At 31.0% G+C, this 16,111-nt stretch carries 15 protein-coding genes; 5 read left to right on the top strand and 10 right to left on the bottom strand.

Annotated elements, in window-relative coordinates; all coding sequences use genetic code 11:
- Positions 1-199: 199 nt before the first annotated feature.
- Positions 200-1,135, bottom strand: coding sequence for a 5'-nucleotidase (locus AB4J89_RS06645; RefSeq protein ID WP_088493238.1), 936 nt, complete (start codon positions 1,133-1,135; stop codon positions 200-202).
- 224 nt (positions 1,136-1,359) lie between these two features.
- On the opposite strand from AB4J89_RS06645, the gene AB4J89_RS06650 reads away from it, so the two are divergent.
- The 3 genes from AB4J89_RS06650 (at position 1,360) to AB4J89_RS06660 (ending at position 5,067) form a co-directional block, all read left to right on the top strand.
- Positions 1,360-1,521, top strand: coding sequence for a hypothetical protein (locus AB4J89_RS06650; RefSeq protein WP_193775115.1), 162 nt, complete (start codon positions 1,360-1,362; stop codon positions 1,519-1,521).
- A 388-nt stretch (positions 1,522-1,909) separates the two neighbouring features.
- Positions 1,910-3,331 carry an SMI1/KNR4 family protein gene (locus tag AB4J89_RS06655; protein ID WP_088493239.1) on the top strand — a complete coding sequence of 474 codons (1,422 nt, stop codon included), beginning with the start codon at positions 1,910-1,912 and terminating at the stop codon, positions 3,329-3,331.
- Positions 3,332-4,755: 1,424 nt separating this feature from the next.
- Positions 4,756-5,067, top strand: a complete 312-nt coding sequence (locus AB4J89_RS06660) for a hypothetical protein (protein ID WP_088493240.1) — start codon at positions 4,756-4,758, stop codon at positions 5,065-5,067.
- Between the two features lie 437 nt (positions 5,068-5,504).
- Here AB4J89_RS06660 and lpxL read toward each other — a convergent pair whose 3' ends face one another.
- The 5 genes from lpxL to AB4J89_RS06685 all read right to left on the bottom strand — a co-directional run bounded on the left by lpxL (position 5,505) and on the right by AB4J89_RS06685 (position 9,698).
- Positions 5,505-6,434, bottom strand: a complete 930-nt coding sequence (gene lpxL / locus AB4J89_RS06665) for an LpxL/LpxP family Kdo(2)-lipid IV(A) lauroyl/palmitoleoyl acyltransferase (RefSeq protein WP_102949385.1) — start codon at positions 6,432-6,434, stop codon at positions 5,505-5,507.
- Between the two features lie 466 nt (positions 6,435-6,900).
- Positions 6,901-7,113: an RNA chaperone/antiterminator CspA gene (gene cspA / locus AB4J89_RS06670; protein ID WP_006537332.1), complete on the bottom strand. Its 213-nt coding sequence runs from the start codon at positions 7,111-7,113 to the stop codon at positions 6,901-6,903.
- Between the two features lie 395 nt (positions 7,114-7,508).
- Positions 7,509-8,366: an alpha/beta fold hydrolase gene (locus AB4J89_RS06675; RefSeq protein ID WP_088495948.1), complete on the bottom strand. Its 858-nt coding sequence runs from the start codon at positions 8,364-8,366 to the stop codon at positions 7,509-7,511.
- A gap of 260 nt (positions 8,367-8,626) precedes the next feature.
- Positions 8,627-9,163, bottom strand: coding sequence for a GNAT family N-acetyltransferase (locus AB4J89_RS06680; protein WP_088495949.1), 537 nt, complete (start codon positions 9,161-9,163; stop codon positions 8,627-8,629).
- 202 nt (positions 9,164-9,365) lie between these two features.
- The gene (locus tag AB4J89_RS06685) at positions 9,366-9,698 is read right to left on the bottom strand and encodes an MliC family protein (RefSeq protein WP_088493241.1); all 333 of its coding nucleotides are present in this window, start codon (positions 9,696-9,698) and stop codon (positions 9,366-9,368) included.
- A gap of 381 nt (positions 9,699-10,079) precedes the next feature.
- Between AB4J89_RS06685 and AB4J89_RS06690 the strand changes: the two genes are divergently transcribed.
- Positions 10,080-10,976: an AraC family transcriptional regulator gene (locus AB4J89_RS06690; protein WP_088493242.1), complete on the top strand. Its 897-nt coding sequence runs from the start codon at positions 10,080-10,082 to the stop codon at positions 10,974-10,976.
- Between the two features lie 79 nt (positions 10,977-11,055).
- On the opposite strand, the gene AB4J89_RS06695 is transcribed toward AB4J89_RS06690, so the two are convergent.
- The 3 genes from AB4J89_RS06695 to AB4J89_RS06705 form a co-directional block, all read right to left on the bottom strand.
- The gene (locus AB4J89_RS06695) at positions 11,056-12,552 is read right to left on the bottom strand and encodes a C69 family dipeptidase (protein ID WP_088493243.1); all 1,497 of its coding nucleotides are present in this window, start codon (positions 12,550-12,552) and stop codon (positions 11,056-11,058) included.
- Positions 12,553-12,966: 414 nt separating this feature from the next.
- Positions 12,967-13,380 carry a hypothetical protein gene (locus AB4J89_RS06700; protein ID WP_311755188.1) on the bottom strand — a complete coding sequence of 138 codons (414 nt, stop codon included), beginning with the start codon at positions 13,378-13,380 and terminating at the stop codon, positions 12,967-12,969.
- A complete protein-coding gene (locus tag AB4J89_RS06705) occupies positions 13,377-13,541 on the bottom strand; it encodes a hypothetical protein (RefSeq protein WP_368468663.1) in 165 nt (54 codons plus the stop codon). Before AB4J89_RS06705 ends, AB4J89_RS06700 begins: the two co-directional genes overlap by 4 nt.
- Positions 13,542-13,765: 224 nt before the next feature.
- On the opposite strand from AB4J89_RS06705, the gene AB4J89_RS06710 reads away from it, so the two are divergent.
- A complete protein-coding gene (locus tag AB4J89_RS06710) occupies positions 13,766-14,698 on the top strand; it encodes a LysR family transcriptional regulator (RefSeq protein WP_311755187.1) in 933 nt (310 codons plus the stop codon).
- 51 nt (positions 14,699-14,749) lie between these two features.
- Here AB4J89_RS06710 and AB4J89_RS06715 read toward each other — a convergent pair whose 3' ends face one another.
- Positions 14,750-16,024, bottom strand: coding sequence for an amidohydrolase (locus tag AB4J89_RS06715; protein WP_088493246.1), 1,275 nt, complete (start codon positions 16,022-16,024; stop codon positions 14,750-14,752).
- Positions 16,025-16,111 lie beyond the last annotated feature (87 nt).

The following is a 16,111-nucleotide window of genomic DNA, read 5'->3' on the forward strand; positions in this document are numbered from 1 at the left end:
TAAAAATTTAACCTCTTTCAATTAATTACAAATATTTAAATTTATAATTTTAAGTAATTATTTAACACCATACCATTCTTATAAAATAGATCCAGCATTAAGCGCTTTTATTATTTAAAACGAATTAAAAGCATAATTAGACAAAAGAAAAATCGAGTGTATGCTATATATACCAAACACTCAATTTATTCAAAATATCTTACTTATTATTAATATTCTTATTAGCTATTCCAAAAGGAATATGTACCGAAGGTAATTCAGATGATGATTTTAAATGCAGCTTTTGGTCATCAAAGAATATATGTGGTTTTAAAATTCTCAGAACATTGGCTTTCTCCACCCCACCCATAAAAAAAGCTTCATTGACAGAAATTCCCCATGCTCTCATCGTGTTAATAACACGTTTATGAGATGGTGCATTGCGCGCAGTAACAATAGCGATCTTAAGTAATGGAATATAAGTAGGATCTTGTTTTACTTTCTCTAATTCCAATTTTTGAATGTCAGAGATACGCAGTAGGAATTTTTTTAATGGTCCAGGGTTATGAGGTACATCAACCATTTTGGCTTCATGATTATGAAATTGAGATAACTCGCCTGAAGTTTTATAAATGACTTCAGCTTCATCATCCGCAATCACACCATCAAAGTCAAAAGCAATTCTTAATTCATCAGCATCATCATCATTAACATGACCGGCTAATATCTGCCCTGCTGGGTAATTTGCATTAATCGCTTGTAAAACATCATCATGATCAGCAGATAAAAATAACTCAATATCAAATGCTGGAATATAAATATGAGGCGATTTTCCTTGAAGAAATACAGCTCGGGTGATCCCCAAGTTATAATGTTCAATAGAATTCATCACTCTTAATCCAGTGTCGGGATCATTTCTGGATAACAAAATAACTTCAACTAGTGGATCGTCAGGTCTAATGTTATTTAATTTCAAAAGGCGGCTAATAAAAGGAAATGCAACACCTTTATCCAAAGGCATATCCTGCATTTTATGTTGATATTTTCGATAAGCTTCCTCTCCTTCTGTACGAAAAATATTATCTGATTCTTGCAAATCAAATAATGCACTAGAAGAAAGCCCTATGACTAATCTTTTCGTCAAATCATATGCCATCGCAAAATTCCCTATTAGTTCCTTTTATTCTTCATAATATCACTCTATCAAGAGACTGAAGATAAGAAAACTTGTACACAAAAATGCAGACAAAATAATGCTGTTTACTTACTTATGAGCATTTATCATCAAATTATACATTATCACGCATGATATTGATTATCATTTGCATTTAAAGAGTATCCTTATTATTGTTATAGCTATCATCAATAAGGAGAAAAATCATGGTTAAGAAAACGATACGTTTACGCTCTAAATACTTTAAAGATTTAGTCAACAAAATGAAAAAAATGAATGCTGTTAAAAATACAATAAGCCCTCAATCAAAAAATAGTGATCTCATTGTTATTAATAATAAAATTCCCACTTTGGTTTCTGTAAAGTAAGAGAACCTATTGACTTTTAGTGTGAATAAATAATGACCGCAATCTTCATAGGGTTGACATACCAAATGATAATGATTATCTTTTAACTTGTGAATAGTTGAGTATTTTACTTGGTTTTTCACAACGACATTGCTCACATTGCTTCTAGTATTTATTGACCAACTCTCCTAGCGTTGGTCTTTTTTTTATCTGCATAAAACCATACGCCACTTAACACTAAATGAAGGATAAGCTTTCATACAAAATACTATTATCTTATTGAAGCTAAAATAGTTTATAGTGAAATTTAAGTAAGATAATAATATTGTATTTGGTTATCACTATCTAAAAAGGATTATGAAATAACCTCTTTATAATTAAACCATATCATCAATAGGGACTTTAAATTATGGGTTTTATTTCCACGATCATTGGAAAAAATGAAGAGCTAACACCAGAGCAGCAATGGGAACAACTTAATAAAAAATATGCAGATAATCCTATTGAACGTATCCGTGAGAAATTAGCACTCGTTGCTAATATTGATCATGAATATAAAGAATTTGGTGCTGATAATCATAAATATCAGCTAAATTCTCCGCTATCAAAAGAGAAAGTTAATCAGTTACAAGCAAAAATAGGATGTGAATTTCCTGAAGATTATATCGCCTTTGTGACTGAAATTGGTAACGGCGGTACAGGCTCTTATGGTGGCGCTGGTCCTTACTATGGTCTATATGCTTTTGATGATGCAATCGATAGAAATAGCATACAAAATTGTGCCCTGCCTTGCTTACTTAGCCCTAAAATGGATATCGATGAATGGAAAGCATTATGTCATGTACCCGAAGACTGTAGTGATGAAGACTTTGATACTATTTGCGATAGAGTTCATCAAGGTACGCTTTATTTAGGTACTTGTGGTTGCGAATACGATCTTTTATTAGTCGTTAATGGTGATTATAAAGGCCATATTTTATATACCTCCGATTGGGTTAATTCAGATACTCCTTACACATTTTCCTATGAAACTTCATTTACACAATGGTATGAACGTTGGTTAGATGAAGTAATTTTAGGCTATGACACAAGCTGGTTTGGTCATCGTATGGGCGGTAATGAAGAAACGTTACTTCAATTTGTCCAAAATAATAAAGATATCACGAAAAAAATTAGTGCGATCAATTCACTAACTAAACTACCTGAATTATCCAACAACAGTTTGGATTTTTTAAAGCAACAACTACAAACTGAAGATATTGAGTTATATAAAGTTTCATTAAATGTTTTAGCCACCTATTTTAAAGAACAAGCACTGCCTTATATTCAGCAAGCTTTAGTTGCTCCATTTGATGAAAAAACAGATGTGGTTATTCCTATTATTTACTTTAAATATAAAGATCAATGTGCTCTTTTCAAAGAGAGTCTCCTCCCAATACTTAAAGTAACTAATAACGAAGATACATTGCGTTTTATCGGTTATTCTTTGACCGAATTAAACGCTGTTTTAGTTGAGGATTTCCAACCATTCTTTACTCACCAAAATGTAGAAATAATAAGAAGTGCAATTTATGCTGCTTCTCATGATGTTAATTTGAAAGATAAAATATCAGCGTTTTATGAACTCGCAATCTCTGAGAATGAAGAGATCAGCTTAGGCGCAATTCAGGCACTATCGAGTTCAAACTATATCGACAGTGCATTGTTACCTTACCTGCAACAAGCTTGGAAAATGTACCCCAAAGAAAGAAATCCTTATATACGCAATAATATTTCTTCTTATATTGCAAAGGTATACCAGAACAATGAAATTGATGTTACTCAATGGTAACTAGTAGATAAATATACATTTCCCTTTGTTTAGTTGTTCCCAATAGACAATAATTAGATCGTATTATTGTCTATTTTCAATTCCAATCTCATTATAAAGAAGCTTATCGTTATTCTAACCAACAAACTAAATTATCAAGGCATTCAACTAAATGTATGCAAACTTTATAGTTAAACCAAGATGATTTTAGTTTACATCATTTTGCCTCACCGTTAGGCGAAATTTAAAAGTAAATAAAATCAATTAGTTAAATAACAACAAACTTACACGGTCATTTATCTTTGTAGAAAATCATTTTAATTCTGCACTTATTCTTATTATTTCTTTTTAAAGTTTGTTACAGATTGATATCTTTTTTTCCCTTACTATTGGTTTCAGTATTTCATCACTGATAGATATTTAATTTCCCCCCCGCCTTGTGCGGGGATTTTTTTATCTGAACTCTCTTCTTAAGATGCTCAATCACTAAATCCCCACTATTTTCAAACTAAACGTGCTTTTATATTCTTTTCCCATAGCGCAAACATATTAGGGCTGTTATATCTTTTGCAATGTATGGGAGGGTATATGGCAATAAAACTCAGATTAGTTACAAAGCAAGATATACAACACCTTCAAAAGTCAACTTGAGCTTGCTTATATGAAAAGTATTTACGATCACTATGTTGATTTTACTTCTGGCAAATTATCTAGAGACGGTGAGATATTTGATAACTTTGAGAAAATAACAGGGAAATCTGCAACGACACTAAAACAATTTATTCTCAATAATAAAAAGCATTTCAATTAGTCATATAAACTTAGGTCAGCTCAACTGCTATGACCTTTTTATTATTCTGCGCCCCCAGTTTCTATATCGAATGCTTGCAAATTATCTTTAATATTCCTATTTGCAGGCATCTATTATTTTTAAGATTTTATACACCGGTATAAAGCATTTTATCTGTAATTGAGTTTCCTTCAATAATAGGCTCTATCTTATCCAGTTAAAACTCATCTAATTAAGATTATTTTTTATTCTTAATAACCGTTTCTTTGTAATACTTTGACAAATTTTTTTGAACTCTGAAATTACTCATTTTATAAGTTTTCTATTTTAACGACAAAATGTATCACTAGAAAATTAAGCAATTTAACTAATATCAAAAAAAATTAACTTATTAACAAAAATAATCAAAAACAATATTATTTCTTATTTCTCAGTTAGTTATATAAATTTAAATCAATTTACGCTAATAATAAAGCACTGAAAAAATCATAAAATCATTCATAATTCTTTATCTAGCTGTCATTAACCATCAAGATTTTTTACAGATTGATATATTTTTTTCCTCTAATATTCCTTCCATCAACCCAGCACGAAAAGATAATTTTTCATCGTGCACAAAAAAATTAGTCAAATAAATAATATTGAGGAATATAGAATGAAAAAGAATTTTGTTATTGGAACTTGTCTAGCACTCTTATTATCTGCTCCAGTTATGGCAAATAACAATAAAACTATCGGCTCAGGAACAATTACTTTTACAGGCTCTATTGTAGAAGGAAATTGTATGACTCATTCAGTAGGAAATACTTTCAAAGCAAATTGCTGGAATGGTACTGAAATGGAAGAAACTCTACATAAAATTGAACCGAATAAAGTATTTAACGCTCAATTGAGTGAAAATAAAGGTTCAATGAGCATCAATTGGATCAAAGAAAATGTAGGTATAATGGATATCGTATATAACTAATATAGCAACTTTAAAACCCTATATTTTTAATAAACATTAATCTCTATTAAATAGAAATAATATTTATTATTAAATAACGAGTATATATTTTCCAAGAATTAGAATTCATTACTATATAAATGGTATTTTCTATTATGGTTATAATATATTAGGCAGATATAGTTTATTTCTATATCTGCTAACTCTGTTTTAACTCATTTATAAAAATTCTTATCTTCCTATCCTCTGGTCTTCTTATCTTTACTTTGTCACCTCTATTCTTATCTTCTAAATCCATACAAATTCTAGGGTTGACAAGTTAAGTGATAATGATTATCTTTTACCTTGTGAATAGTTGAGTATTTTACTTGGTTTTTCACAACGACATTGCTCACATTGCTTCCAGTATTTACTGTGACCAACACATTATGTGTTGGTCTTTTTTTATATATTAAGAGTTAATTATAAAAACTGGCTTCACCTGCTGGTCGAGTTTTAAAACGACGGTGTGCCCATAAATATTGATCTGGGGCTCGCATAATTTCTGTTTCAATCAACTTATTCATTCTATCCGTGTCCTTCTGAATATCTTCAGAAGGATAATTAATCAGCTCTTTACCAATGATTAAACTGTATTTTTTACCTTTCTGATTTTCATTTCTGACCAAAGTAACAGTTAAAGAAGGTGCCCCTGATAATTTTGCTAATATAGCAACCCCTTTTGAGGTTGATGTTTTTTCAACAGAAAAGAATGGAGAAAATGTTGTACCTTTTAAACCAAAGTCTTGGTCAGGAGCAAACCAAATTGCTTTCCCTTTTTTTAGTTCCATAACCATAAACTTTAAGTTACGTCTATCAATCATACCTTTATCTGAACGGCACCTTGCTTTGGTTTGGATAAACTCCATTGCTTTATTATTATGTGGTCTATACATCGCATTTACAGGGAAACAAAGCCCCATAATGCGCCCACCTAACTCTAGTGACATAGAATGTATACCAATGAGTAAAATTCCAGCTTTTTTATCATTTGCATCAGTGAAATTGGAGATCCCTTGCACTTCAAATAGATTCTTTAATCGACGATCACTCCAAAACCATGCCATGCCCGTTTCAAATAATGCGACACCTAGTGACGATAAATTATCCATAACAAGCGTGTTAATTTCATTTTCATCTTTATTAGGGAAACATAATTCTAAATTTTTCTTTATTATCAACACTCTTCTTTTGACAAAGAAGCGGGATAACAACCCAAGGTGTTTACCTAAAAAAAGTAACCAAGAATAAGGAAGTTGTACTAATAAAAAAAGAATAAAGACACCAAACCAAGTTAAGAAATATTTGGGGTGTAATAGATGTAATGAAAAAATATTTTTCGCGTACACAAGTTTGTCCTTTAGGAACTAAAAAGCATTTAAGCCGCATTAAATTAGACAACAATTATTTAAGATAAGTCATTAAATATTACTTTTATTTTTTATCTTAAATTATTTTTTATGATTTATCTGATATCTCTTATTCTAATAAAATTTTTTTCTTTCTTTTGGTTGAGAAGACAATATCTTAATGCCTTTATTTTGCCATTATAAGGATTTATTTATCCATTAATTTATTTTTCTGTAAAAATTATTAGGTATTAAAGTAAATATGTTTTTAAAGTTTAAAACAATTTACATTAAATACTTACATAACTTTAATAATCCTATTTTTTATATGTTTTAATAAATTTATCTCAACTTTAAATAATGCTAGAAATTGATATAAAAAAACCCCACCGAAGTGAGGTTTTTTAGGTCTTACTTGTATCGATATCGCATTAAGCAATATATACAGTAATAACGACTCAATAGATTACAGAGCGATTACGTTCGCTGCTGCTGGGCCTTTAGCGCCATTTTCGATAGAAAATGAAACTTCTTGACCTTCTTTCAGAGATTTGAAGCTATCGCTTTGGATCGCTGAAAAGTGTACGAATACGTCTTTGCTACCGTCTTTAGGAGTGATAAAGCCAAAACCTTTATCATCGTTAAACCATTTTACTGTACCAGTCATTGTATTAGACATAAGATTTCCTTTAATTAATTATTTTGCCATAAGGCATTGTTTGCGGTTTGATTTCGGATTTTTACTTATGGTCACTATTTGAAGGAATTCGCAACGAAGAGGTATCAGGGATAACGCTAAACGGTGAACTACTTAAAACTGCACTAACATAAATAGGTCTGTACTTCCAAACCAGTGACGCTATTAAGTCATATAATTCGTTTTATAGCAAATTATTTTCATCTTTATTTTAAAAAAAATTTTCACACACCAAATTAGAAAATAATTATAAGATAAAAATAATTATCTATTTTACCTATCTCATTATTTTAATTTAAAAACATGAATAAAAAAGTAGATACTGTTATTTTTTAAGATAACCAGTATCTACTCTATCATTAATGTACTACATCACCTTAATCAACTAGTTCTAATAAAATTTCTTCTGTTTTCGTCCACAGAAGTGAACCACCTTCTTCTGGCCATAAATGCCGCTCAGCGTTAGGAAAACGTTGAAATAATAAATCTCCAAAGTCCGGAGAATGAACGGTACTAGTATCCTTCATTCCGTACCATAAAGTTGTTGGTGTCTTTATTTCTTCAGGTGAAAATCCCCAAGGTTGCATCGCAATCAGCAAATCTTGAGTGTATCCATCATTGCCCTGTTTAAAAGCTTCTGCCATACATTCTTGATAAACAGGGAGAAAATCAACTGATTTATAAATAGCCAAATCAACATCAGCACTGTAATTTAAAATAAAATCTATTAGCCATTTAGCTGTTATATTTTGCTTAATCCAACTGGTTAACAGATCTGGTGCTCCAACAGCTTGACGTTGCATATTAACAACATCATCTGTTAGCTTATTTTGTGTATCAGGATAATCAAATTGATCTTGCCCTGCGACAATCAGTAATTTATCAACATGACAGTAAACACAAAGAGCCATCGCAAAAACAGCCCCCTGTGAAAATCCCATTACATTAATATTTTTGATACGAAGATGATCTAATAAAAATAAAATATCTTCAGAAAAAGATTTTAACGATTTTTTAGGATCAAAAGTAGAATCACCCAATCCTGGGCGAGTTGGCGTAATCAGCCGAATATTAAGTTTACTTAAGAGGTCAACTTCTACACCTAATAAACCGCTCATACCTGCACCAGTGCAAAATAATACTGGCTTACCTTGCTCTGGACCCGATTCATACCACGTTAAAATTCTATTATCTGGTAATGATACATTATATTTTCTTGAGTTTTTAATTTTCATTAGATTTTGTCTTTTATTAATTTTTGATAACACATTACCTGCCATATTGAATAGCAATGCCTATTTTAAAGTTCTTCTTTTAAAAATTAATATTGAGACTAGCTAAGGGTAAGACTTCATATAAACTCACAATAAATATTGTTTAGTTGCAGATAAGTGGATAAACCAAAAATTTATTTTTTGTTTTTTTTAAATAAAAAAGAGTAGATTTGATACTACTCTCTATTAGTATAACCAATTAGCTGTAATAAGTAAGGGCTTTACCACTGATCACCACTACGAAAATCACAATATAACGATGAAGTTAAATCAATTTCATTTATAGGACTCAATGCCATAATTCCTTCATCATCACCCTCTGTTTGTTTATAAACACCTTGGTTTAATTCAAAGAGCTTACCTGTCCATTTACGCCATCCTAACAAAGAATATAACGGTATACCTTTCTCAGAAGCAGAGAGTAGCCCAAGCTGATAACAAGACTTGATAATATCATTCGCTTGAGTCATTAATTCTTTACCTATTCCTTGTCGACGATAATCCTTTAAAACAGCCATTGCCTCAACATATCCTACCGAAATAGGATTATTATCAATCGCCATATTTCTTTGAACAATAGCAACATGCCCTACCATCTTTTCTTGATAATAAGCAAAAATATGCATACCACCTAATGCATGCTGAAAGTCATCTAATGAAAAGTCATCACCAAAACTTTCTATTAACAAAGAATACAGTATTTCTTTCTCTATTTTAGATAAGTGACAAGTATGCTTGGATGTATATTTAATAATCATAAAAAACTATTTAGCAATCACAATAAGACTATCTTTATAACTGATTTGTTTTTTATGACCAACTTATTTGTGTGATAAAAAATGCGTTATTACTTTTCTATACTTATTTTTTTATTTTTAATTATTATATTTACTTAAGCTTTTTCTTATAAAAAAGAGGACAATAAATTGCCCTCTTTTTTATTTATAACTAGTTTCTACGTTATTTTACTAATTTACAGGTACGGCCCTTATCTTCAGCAATTCGCCCATTAACTGCATCATCTTCTGAAATCGTTGCTAAATTAAATTCACCTTTACCTTTGCCCCAAATTTGGAAGTTCTCACCAACATAACGAGCGCCACTAGCCGCAACGGCCTCTTTTAAAACAATAATTTCATCGCTGTAATACATAACAGCTAACTGTTCAGTAGGGAAAGAAACTCTGATTTTTTGGCCTTCACAGTTATAAGTATCCGTTTTAGCTGCCAAAGCAGGAGCTGTTATTAATGAAGAAACTAAAGCAATAGCAGAAATAGAAAGTAACTTATTCATTTACATCTCCTAAAATAACTAAGTAAGATATTACTAATAAATTTAGACTAGGATTTATCTTTTAAAGATAAAATAGGATATCTCCGCATTTTATTAAAACCCCAAAATATATATGAATATTTTAATTTAAGATTAATTTTAATAAAAAATCATCAATCATTGATGACTGAGTTAAAATACAATTTTTTAATTAATGTCAATTTTAATTCAAATAAATTGCAATACATAACTTTACATTATTACCCGCCTATTTTACTTTATTCAATGTAACTATCACTATACGATATGCTATTATTCTAACACCTATAAATTTATTGTAGTTCAATAAATTAAGTCGATCTTGTTGAAAAATATCGATAGAAAAAAATAATAGGAATATTCATGCTACAAGAGAATGTTGTTAAAGATATCATCGTTTGGATTGAGCAAAATCTCGATTCACGTTTATCGTTAGATATTGTTGCTGAGAAATCAGGCTATACAAAATGGCATTTTCAGCGCTTATTTAAAGCGTATACAGGAATATCTTTAGGAAAATACATACTCGCTCGTCGTTTATCTTGCGGCGCCTACGCGTTAAGAGTAACACGTTGTAGCCTCTTAGATATTTCGTTGAAGTATCGCTTTGATTCCCAACAAACATTTTGCCGAGCCTTTAAAAAACAGTTTAATATTACACCTTCAGAATATAGAAAAAAACCCGGTTGGGATATTAGTGAACTGATTTTTCCTGCATTAGAAACTGTTGAACTGAGTGCTAAATATGAGGTAGTTACATTCCCATCTCAAAAATTAGTTGGCATGTCACATCATTACAATAAGCCTATTTCAACATGGGATTCAGACAAGAAAAAATTCAGAAAAGAATTTTGGCGTAAATTTTTAAAAGATGTACATACAATCCCCACAGAGTTATATGCAATGCACCGAGCATCTGCAAGTACATTAGAAGATACTATGTATATTTATAGCACTGCCGTTGATAAAGAAAAATTAGCAAAAACATCAAATGTTTCTGCCATGTCACAATTAGAATTGCCGAGTGGTAACTATCTGGCCATTACATTTCATATGAATGAAATCTTAGATTCATTAACTGGTTATGATGACATTATTTATACCGTCTATACCAAAGTGCTACCGAAAATGAATTTATTGCGCAGACCGGGTCCTGACATCGAACGATATACACTAAAAGAATCTGTAGATTACGATAAATTACTTGATCAAAGTAGCCATTACCTACAAAAAATTAGCTACTATATTCCTGTTCTTTAATGAGTTTTATCCACAAAAAAGATCCCAATTAAATTGGGATCTTTCTATTCAAATAAATATCTAAAATACTTCTTTTCTATCAATCCTTCTTAGACTTATTAGCAAAGAAAATATCGTCTTGAATGTCTTTTGTTCTTACTGTAAACAATTCATTCATTAAGTTTTCAGTTAATTTTTCAGCATCAGCCATGACTCGCAAATTAAATTCATTGAGCATTTTATCCGCACCGGCTTTATCCGTTTTTACCATAGTGAGATATTTAGCTTCCATTTCTTTTTGCTCTAATGCAGTTTTTGCTTCCCATTCTTGGTAAGCTTTTTTCACAATTGGTGCAAGTTTTGGATAATCTGTCATTACTAATGTTTGTAACTTACGATATTTCCAGTAAATAGAATCACTGTCTGCTTGATTTGTTCCTATTCCATAATGTTGTGGATAAGCTTTTAATCCACTGTAATACGGAACAAATGCAGTTAAATCCGCCATACCTAAACCGACATAAGTCACTTCACCTATTTCTTGAGGAAGTTCAGGGCGGACTTGCATAACATGCGCTTCATAAGTTCTAAATACACTAATTGGACGCCAAGATTCTTGACCATTTAATCCATTAGTATATGGGTCGTGCTCTGTTCCTTCAAAGTGATTACGTAACATCGCTTTAGCTTCTTCAACAGATACTTTTTTCTCTGGTGTTAATAAAGGTGCGAAATTACGACCATCATCCACAGCTTGTTTTAATGATGGATTAAATTGTTGCTGAATAACCCACACACGCGGATCATTATAAGTACGATCTCGTTCATCATCTCGTGTATAAGCTTTTGAAAAATTAAACGCCCCTTCTTTTTCAGGATTATAAAGCCCTTTCTCAACAGCAAATTCCACTAGATTTTTAGAGCCTAAAACATCATCGCTGTTAATATCGTACTGTTGTAATCGGCCTTGGTTTCCTGTCGCAAAGTACTTATCTTTAGGTAATTTTTGTGCGATCCAATGATGCCCTGTTCCAGTTTCTAAATACCAAAGCTCATTTTTATCAACAACAGCAACACCAAATCCTTCACCAGCACCTTGTTTTTCAATAATACTTCCTAATAATTCCACTGCTTCACGAGCTGTTTTTGCTCTTGAAAGTAAGACATCTGGAATATCATCTTCAGTTATCCCAGTATCTTCAACATAAGGATCAAAAGAGAGCGCTTTAGGTGAAGCAAAAATAGATTCTGTACCACTAACCCCCACACCCAGTTCATTAAATCCGGTTGCACCATGCAGTTGTGTTTTCCAATTCGGTACAGTGGTATAACGTAATGAATTCTTAGGTAATGGATAAGTGAAATTATTAGCACCATTATGCTCTTTGGTACTGTAAATTCCCGTTTGATTCGTTTTAGCCGGATGAATAACAAAATGTTGTGCTTTTAATGCATCGCTATCTGCGCTACGAGCAATAATCAACGAACCATCATTTGTCGCTTCGCTTCCCGCTAATAGCGTTGTACAGGCTAAAGCTGAAGAAACTAATGCAATATTAACGGATAAAGCAATAATACCTTTTTTGAATAAAGACATAAAACTCCCCATTTGCTTGTTATTTATAATTTATAGATCAATTAAGTATCTTTTTAGAATCAAAATAAAAAACCAGATAGATAATTTGATGCGAAATATTAGCAATGAAAAAGCTTGGGTTTCCGTGATTTATATCTCAATGATCATTATATTTCAAAATAAAAATATTAATTTTATGCATCATATTAATATCAGAGCGCTTTATTGAAAGGTATATTTCGTATACAAATAAAACCAGATGAATTTTGTTATTAACATTATTTTAATGTAATTAATAACAGTGTTATTTATATAAATAACCATTGATATTAAAGACGATAGCAATACATTAAATCTGATAATAACTTATGTTAATATTATTGTGTTAACATAAAAAAAGCTCCAATTTTATTTTTGAAGCTCTTTTATTAAAATCTATTTTCTACTTTTTTCTTGTATAAATTCAAATAGTTGATTAAATTCTTCTATTGTTCCAACGGCTCTTATTGGAATTATTATATAATTATATCTTTCTAAATCTATAAAAATAGATTTTTTATAGACAAAAGTATCAATAGCAGCAGACCAATAAGTTTTATGAGAAATATTTTCATCTCTCTGCTCTATAAACTTTCTATTTATTCTTAAGTCAAAATTATGGCCAATTCCTTCAACTTCTCTTTTTTCATTTCTTTTGGTTAAATAATCCTCTAGAGAGGAAAGAATTCCCAACATAACTAAGAAAGAAGCAAAAATAATAAGAATAAAAAGATTAAGATCTTTCAGTCTCTGTAACTCATCACTTACAATATCATTATTTAAATAAATATTAATCGCATTTAAAATCAAGAAAAAATAGACAAACCAGATAAAGATAATAATAAAATTAATAAATTAGAAAGAAAAGCATAACCTTTAATATACTTTTTCTCTTTTAATTTCATTTTTTTTTGGAGTTTTTTTAATTCATTTACTGATAATGAATATTTTAAATGAAATCGGCTTTTCATACAATTAACCCTTTAATAACATTACGTTACATGTATTATAATATCATATTATCTACTTTATAGTAAAAGTTATAAACCCCAAATAACATTTATAATCTACATCTTTACTCTTAAAATATTCCTTATAAAAAATGTTTAAAATTTCCATCATCACTATTATTCAATAATCAATTCATTAACGGTATAATCGTACACAAGATAAACTGACTAAAACAAAAAACATAATGGCTATTAATATAAAAAGAACTTCTTGGTCAGGGGGATGGGCGACTTTACGTGACCTTGAAATCATACAAACTGTGATCGATCAGGGAAGTGTCACTAATGCAGCAGAACAGTTGGGTATTTCTCAACCAGCGGTAAGCCAAACATTAAATCAGATCGAGAAACGTTGTGGTAAAAAGTTATTCACTCGTGAAAATAATAAATTAATCCCAAACTCTGATGCCTTATTACTTTATGAAGAAATCGCCAATATCGCTGAATCTTTCAGTCGATTGAGCCATTTTCATCATCAAGAAAAAAAACGGAGTCTACGAATTCTAGTTCCACCCACATTAGCTTATGGTTTTATCAATCATGCCACCACTCTGTTTATCAAGAAATACCAAGTTAATGTTCATTTAGAAATATCTAGAAGTGAACAACTTCTTTCTTTAATTGCAAAAGAACAAGCTGATATTGTTATTACTGATAATATGACTATTAATAGCAATTATAATTTGACTCAAATTCCGATGAGAGAAACTCAAATTATTTGTGCGATCCCTAAAATACATGAGTTATGTACAAAAAACACCATTACACCTGATGATTTACATGAACAACCTTTTATTGCTTTAGTTAAAAGTAATATTGGCCGTACTGTTATTGATCGAGCACTCAATAAATCAAAATCTAAACCTAATATTATTGCTGAAGTTTCTGATCAAGATACAGCTATGACATTTGTAAAAAATGGGTTAGGAGTCAGTTTAATTAATTCATTTCCTATTATTGAAACAGATGATATTGTTTATAGAGAATTTACACCGACGATTATGAGTAATATCTGTTTTTTCACCTCGAAAAAAACAGAGCATGAAACACAACTCTATATCGAGTTTATTAAAGATCATCAACCGGATACTTCTTTATTTTCAACTCCAATCAAATAGCTATTAAGGTCTCATTCTATGAAATATCGATAAATAGAAGAGACCTTTCTCTTATTTATGCATATCAAGAATAGAGAGAATACCTTCAGTAAAAAGTGTTAAGCCAATAGAAAGTGCCTCTTCATCGATATCAAATTTTTCTTTATGATGTCCATCACGTTGATCTGCGCCGACTAAGAAGAATATCGCTTTCCCTTTTTTCTCTTGTACTCTTCTTACCATTAATGAGACATCCTCACTTCCTCCTAAAGGTAATACGACATTTAATAAATCTGGATGTGCATCAACAACACCTTGCATGATATCTATCATTTCTCGATCATTTCTGAAATTTGTTGCTTCACCCGTAATATCTATTTTTGTTTCTAGTTGGTAACCAGTGGCAATGCCATCGACATATTTTTTTATACTATTAAATAAGTATTGTGTTATTTCAGCATCTTGCCCACGAACTTCTAATTGCATTTTTGCAGAGCTAGGAATAAGACTACGATTTTCACCTGCAATTAAAGTTCCAATATTTACTCTCGTCATGCCTTTGCCATGTCTTGGCGTTGCTAATATCTCATTAGCTAAAAAGCAAGCTCCGGCTAATGCGTTATTTCCCTTTTCTGGTTCATCAACAGCATTGGTGGGTTTTCCTTTTAAAGAAATATCTAATTTAGTGGTACAAAGAAAATCAAAAGGATCGAGTGCGATTTCACCTTTTTTTAAATTACATCCAATATGCATTCCCATAAAATAATCAGTATCATCTAATACTCCACTGTCGCTTATTGCTCTTGCTCCTCTCACTCCTTCTTCTGCGGGTTGGAATATTAATTTATATTTCCCACGTAAAGCGTGAATGTTTTGTTTTAACCAATGAGCAAGACCAAGTCCTATTGCGGTGTGTCCATCATGACCACAAGCATGCATTAGTCCAGAACGACACGAAGCAAATCCCTGTTTATTAGGCAGATGAGTATCATCATTTGACTCTTGGACATAAACACAATCAATATCAAAACGAAAGGTAAATGTAGGACCAGGAATTTCTGTATCAATAATAGCCATACACCCTGTTAAACCATCCATTTCAGCCAATAACTCAGCACTGATCCCTTTCTCTTCAGCTATTTGAATAGCCTCATTAACTAATTTTTCATCTCGACCTAAAATGCTTTCTCGACAAATAATATAAGGGCCTGTTTTCACTTCAATATTCATATCTCGCAATATGTTTATTATCGTCCCTGTTGTCACAAATTCTGTCCAGCCAATTTCTGGAAACTGGTGAAACGTTCTACGCCATTCTATTAATTTATTGATTTGGATTGGCTTCATTATTTTTCCCTTACAAAAAATAAATCTCTTATTGCTAAAAGAGAGAAAATGATAAATATGATATTATGATTATCATAACTTAATACT

Origin of the sequence: Proteus sp. STS61-E (genome assembly GCF_040932335.1) — a bacterium.
Classification (GTDB): domain Bacteria; phylum Pseudomonadota; class Gammaproteobacteria; order Enterobacterales; family Enterobacteriaceae; genus Proteus; species Proteus mirabilis_B.

Excerpts from the sequence above, each read along its gene's own strand:
- AB4J89_RS06645 (WP_088493238.1), bottom strand. The coding sequence starts at position 1,135 with ATGGCATATGATTTGACGAAAAGATTAGTCATAGGGCTTTCTTCTAGT.
- AB4J89_RS06650 (WP_193775115.1), top strand. The coding sequence starts at position 1,360 with ATGGTTAAGAAAACGATACGTTTACGCTCTAAATACTTTAAAGATTTA.
- AB4J89_RS06655 (WP_088493239.1), top strand. The coding sequence starts at position 1,910 with ATGGGTTTTATTTCCACGATCATTGGAAAAAATGAAGAGCTAACACCA.
- AB4J89_RS06660 (WP_088493240.1), top strand. The coding sequence starts at position 4,756 with ATGAAAAAGAATTTTGTTATTGGAACTTGTCTAGCACTCTTATTATCT.
- cspA (WP_006537332.1), bottom strand. The coding sequence starts at position 7,113 with ATGTCTAATACAATGACTGGTACAGTAAAATGGTTTAACGATGATAAA.
- AB4J89_RS06675 (WP_088495948.1), bottom strand. The coding sequence starts at position 8,366 with ATGAAAATTAAAAACTCAAGAAAATATAATGTATCATTACCAGATAAT.
- AB4J89_RS06680 (WP_088495949.1), bottom strand. The coding sequence starts at position 9,163 with ATGATTATTAAATATACATCCAAGCATACTTGTCACTTATCTAAAATA.
- AB4J89_RS06685 (WP_088493241.1), bottom strand. The coding sequence starts at position 9,698 with ATGAATAAGTTACTTTCTATTTCTGCTATTGCTTTAGTTTCTTCATTA.
- AB4J89_RS06690 (WP_088493242.1), top strand. The coding sequence starts at position 10,080 with ATGCTACAAGAGAATGTTGTTAAAGATATCATCGTTTGGATTGAGCAA.
- AB4J89_RS06695 (WP_088493243.1), bottom strand. The coding sequence starts at position 12,552 with ATGTCTTTATTCAAAAAAGGTATTATTGCTTTATCCGTTAATATTGCA.
- AB4J89_RS06705 (WP_368468663.1), bottom strand. The coding sequence starts at position 13,541 with ATGAAAAGCCGATTTCATTTAAAATATTCATTATCAGTAAATGAATTA.
- AB4J89_RS06710 (WP_311755187.1), top strand. The coding sequence starts at position 13,766 with ATGGCTATTAATATAAAAAGAACTTCTTGGTCAGGGGGATGGGCGACT.
- AB4J89_RS06715 (WP_088493246.1), bottom strand. The coding sequence starts at position 16,024 with ATGAAGCCAATCCAAATCAATAAATTAATAGAATGGCGTAGAACGTTT.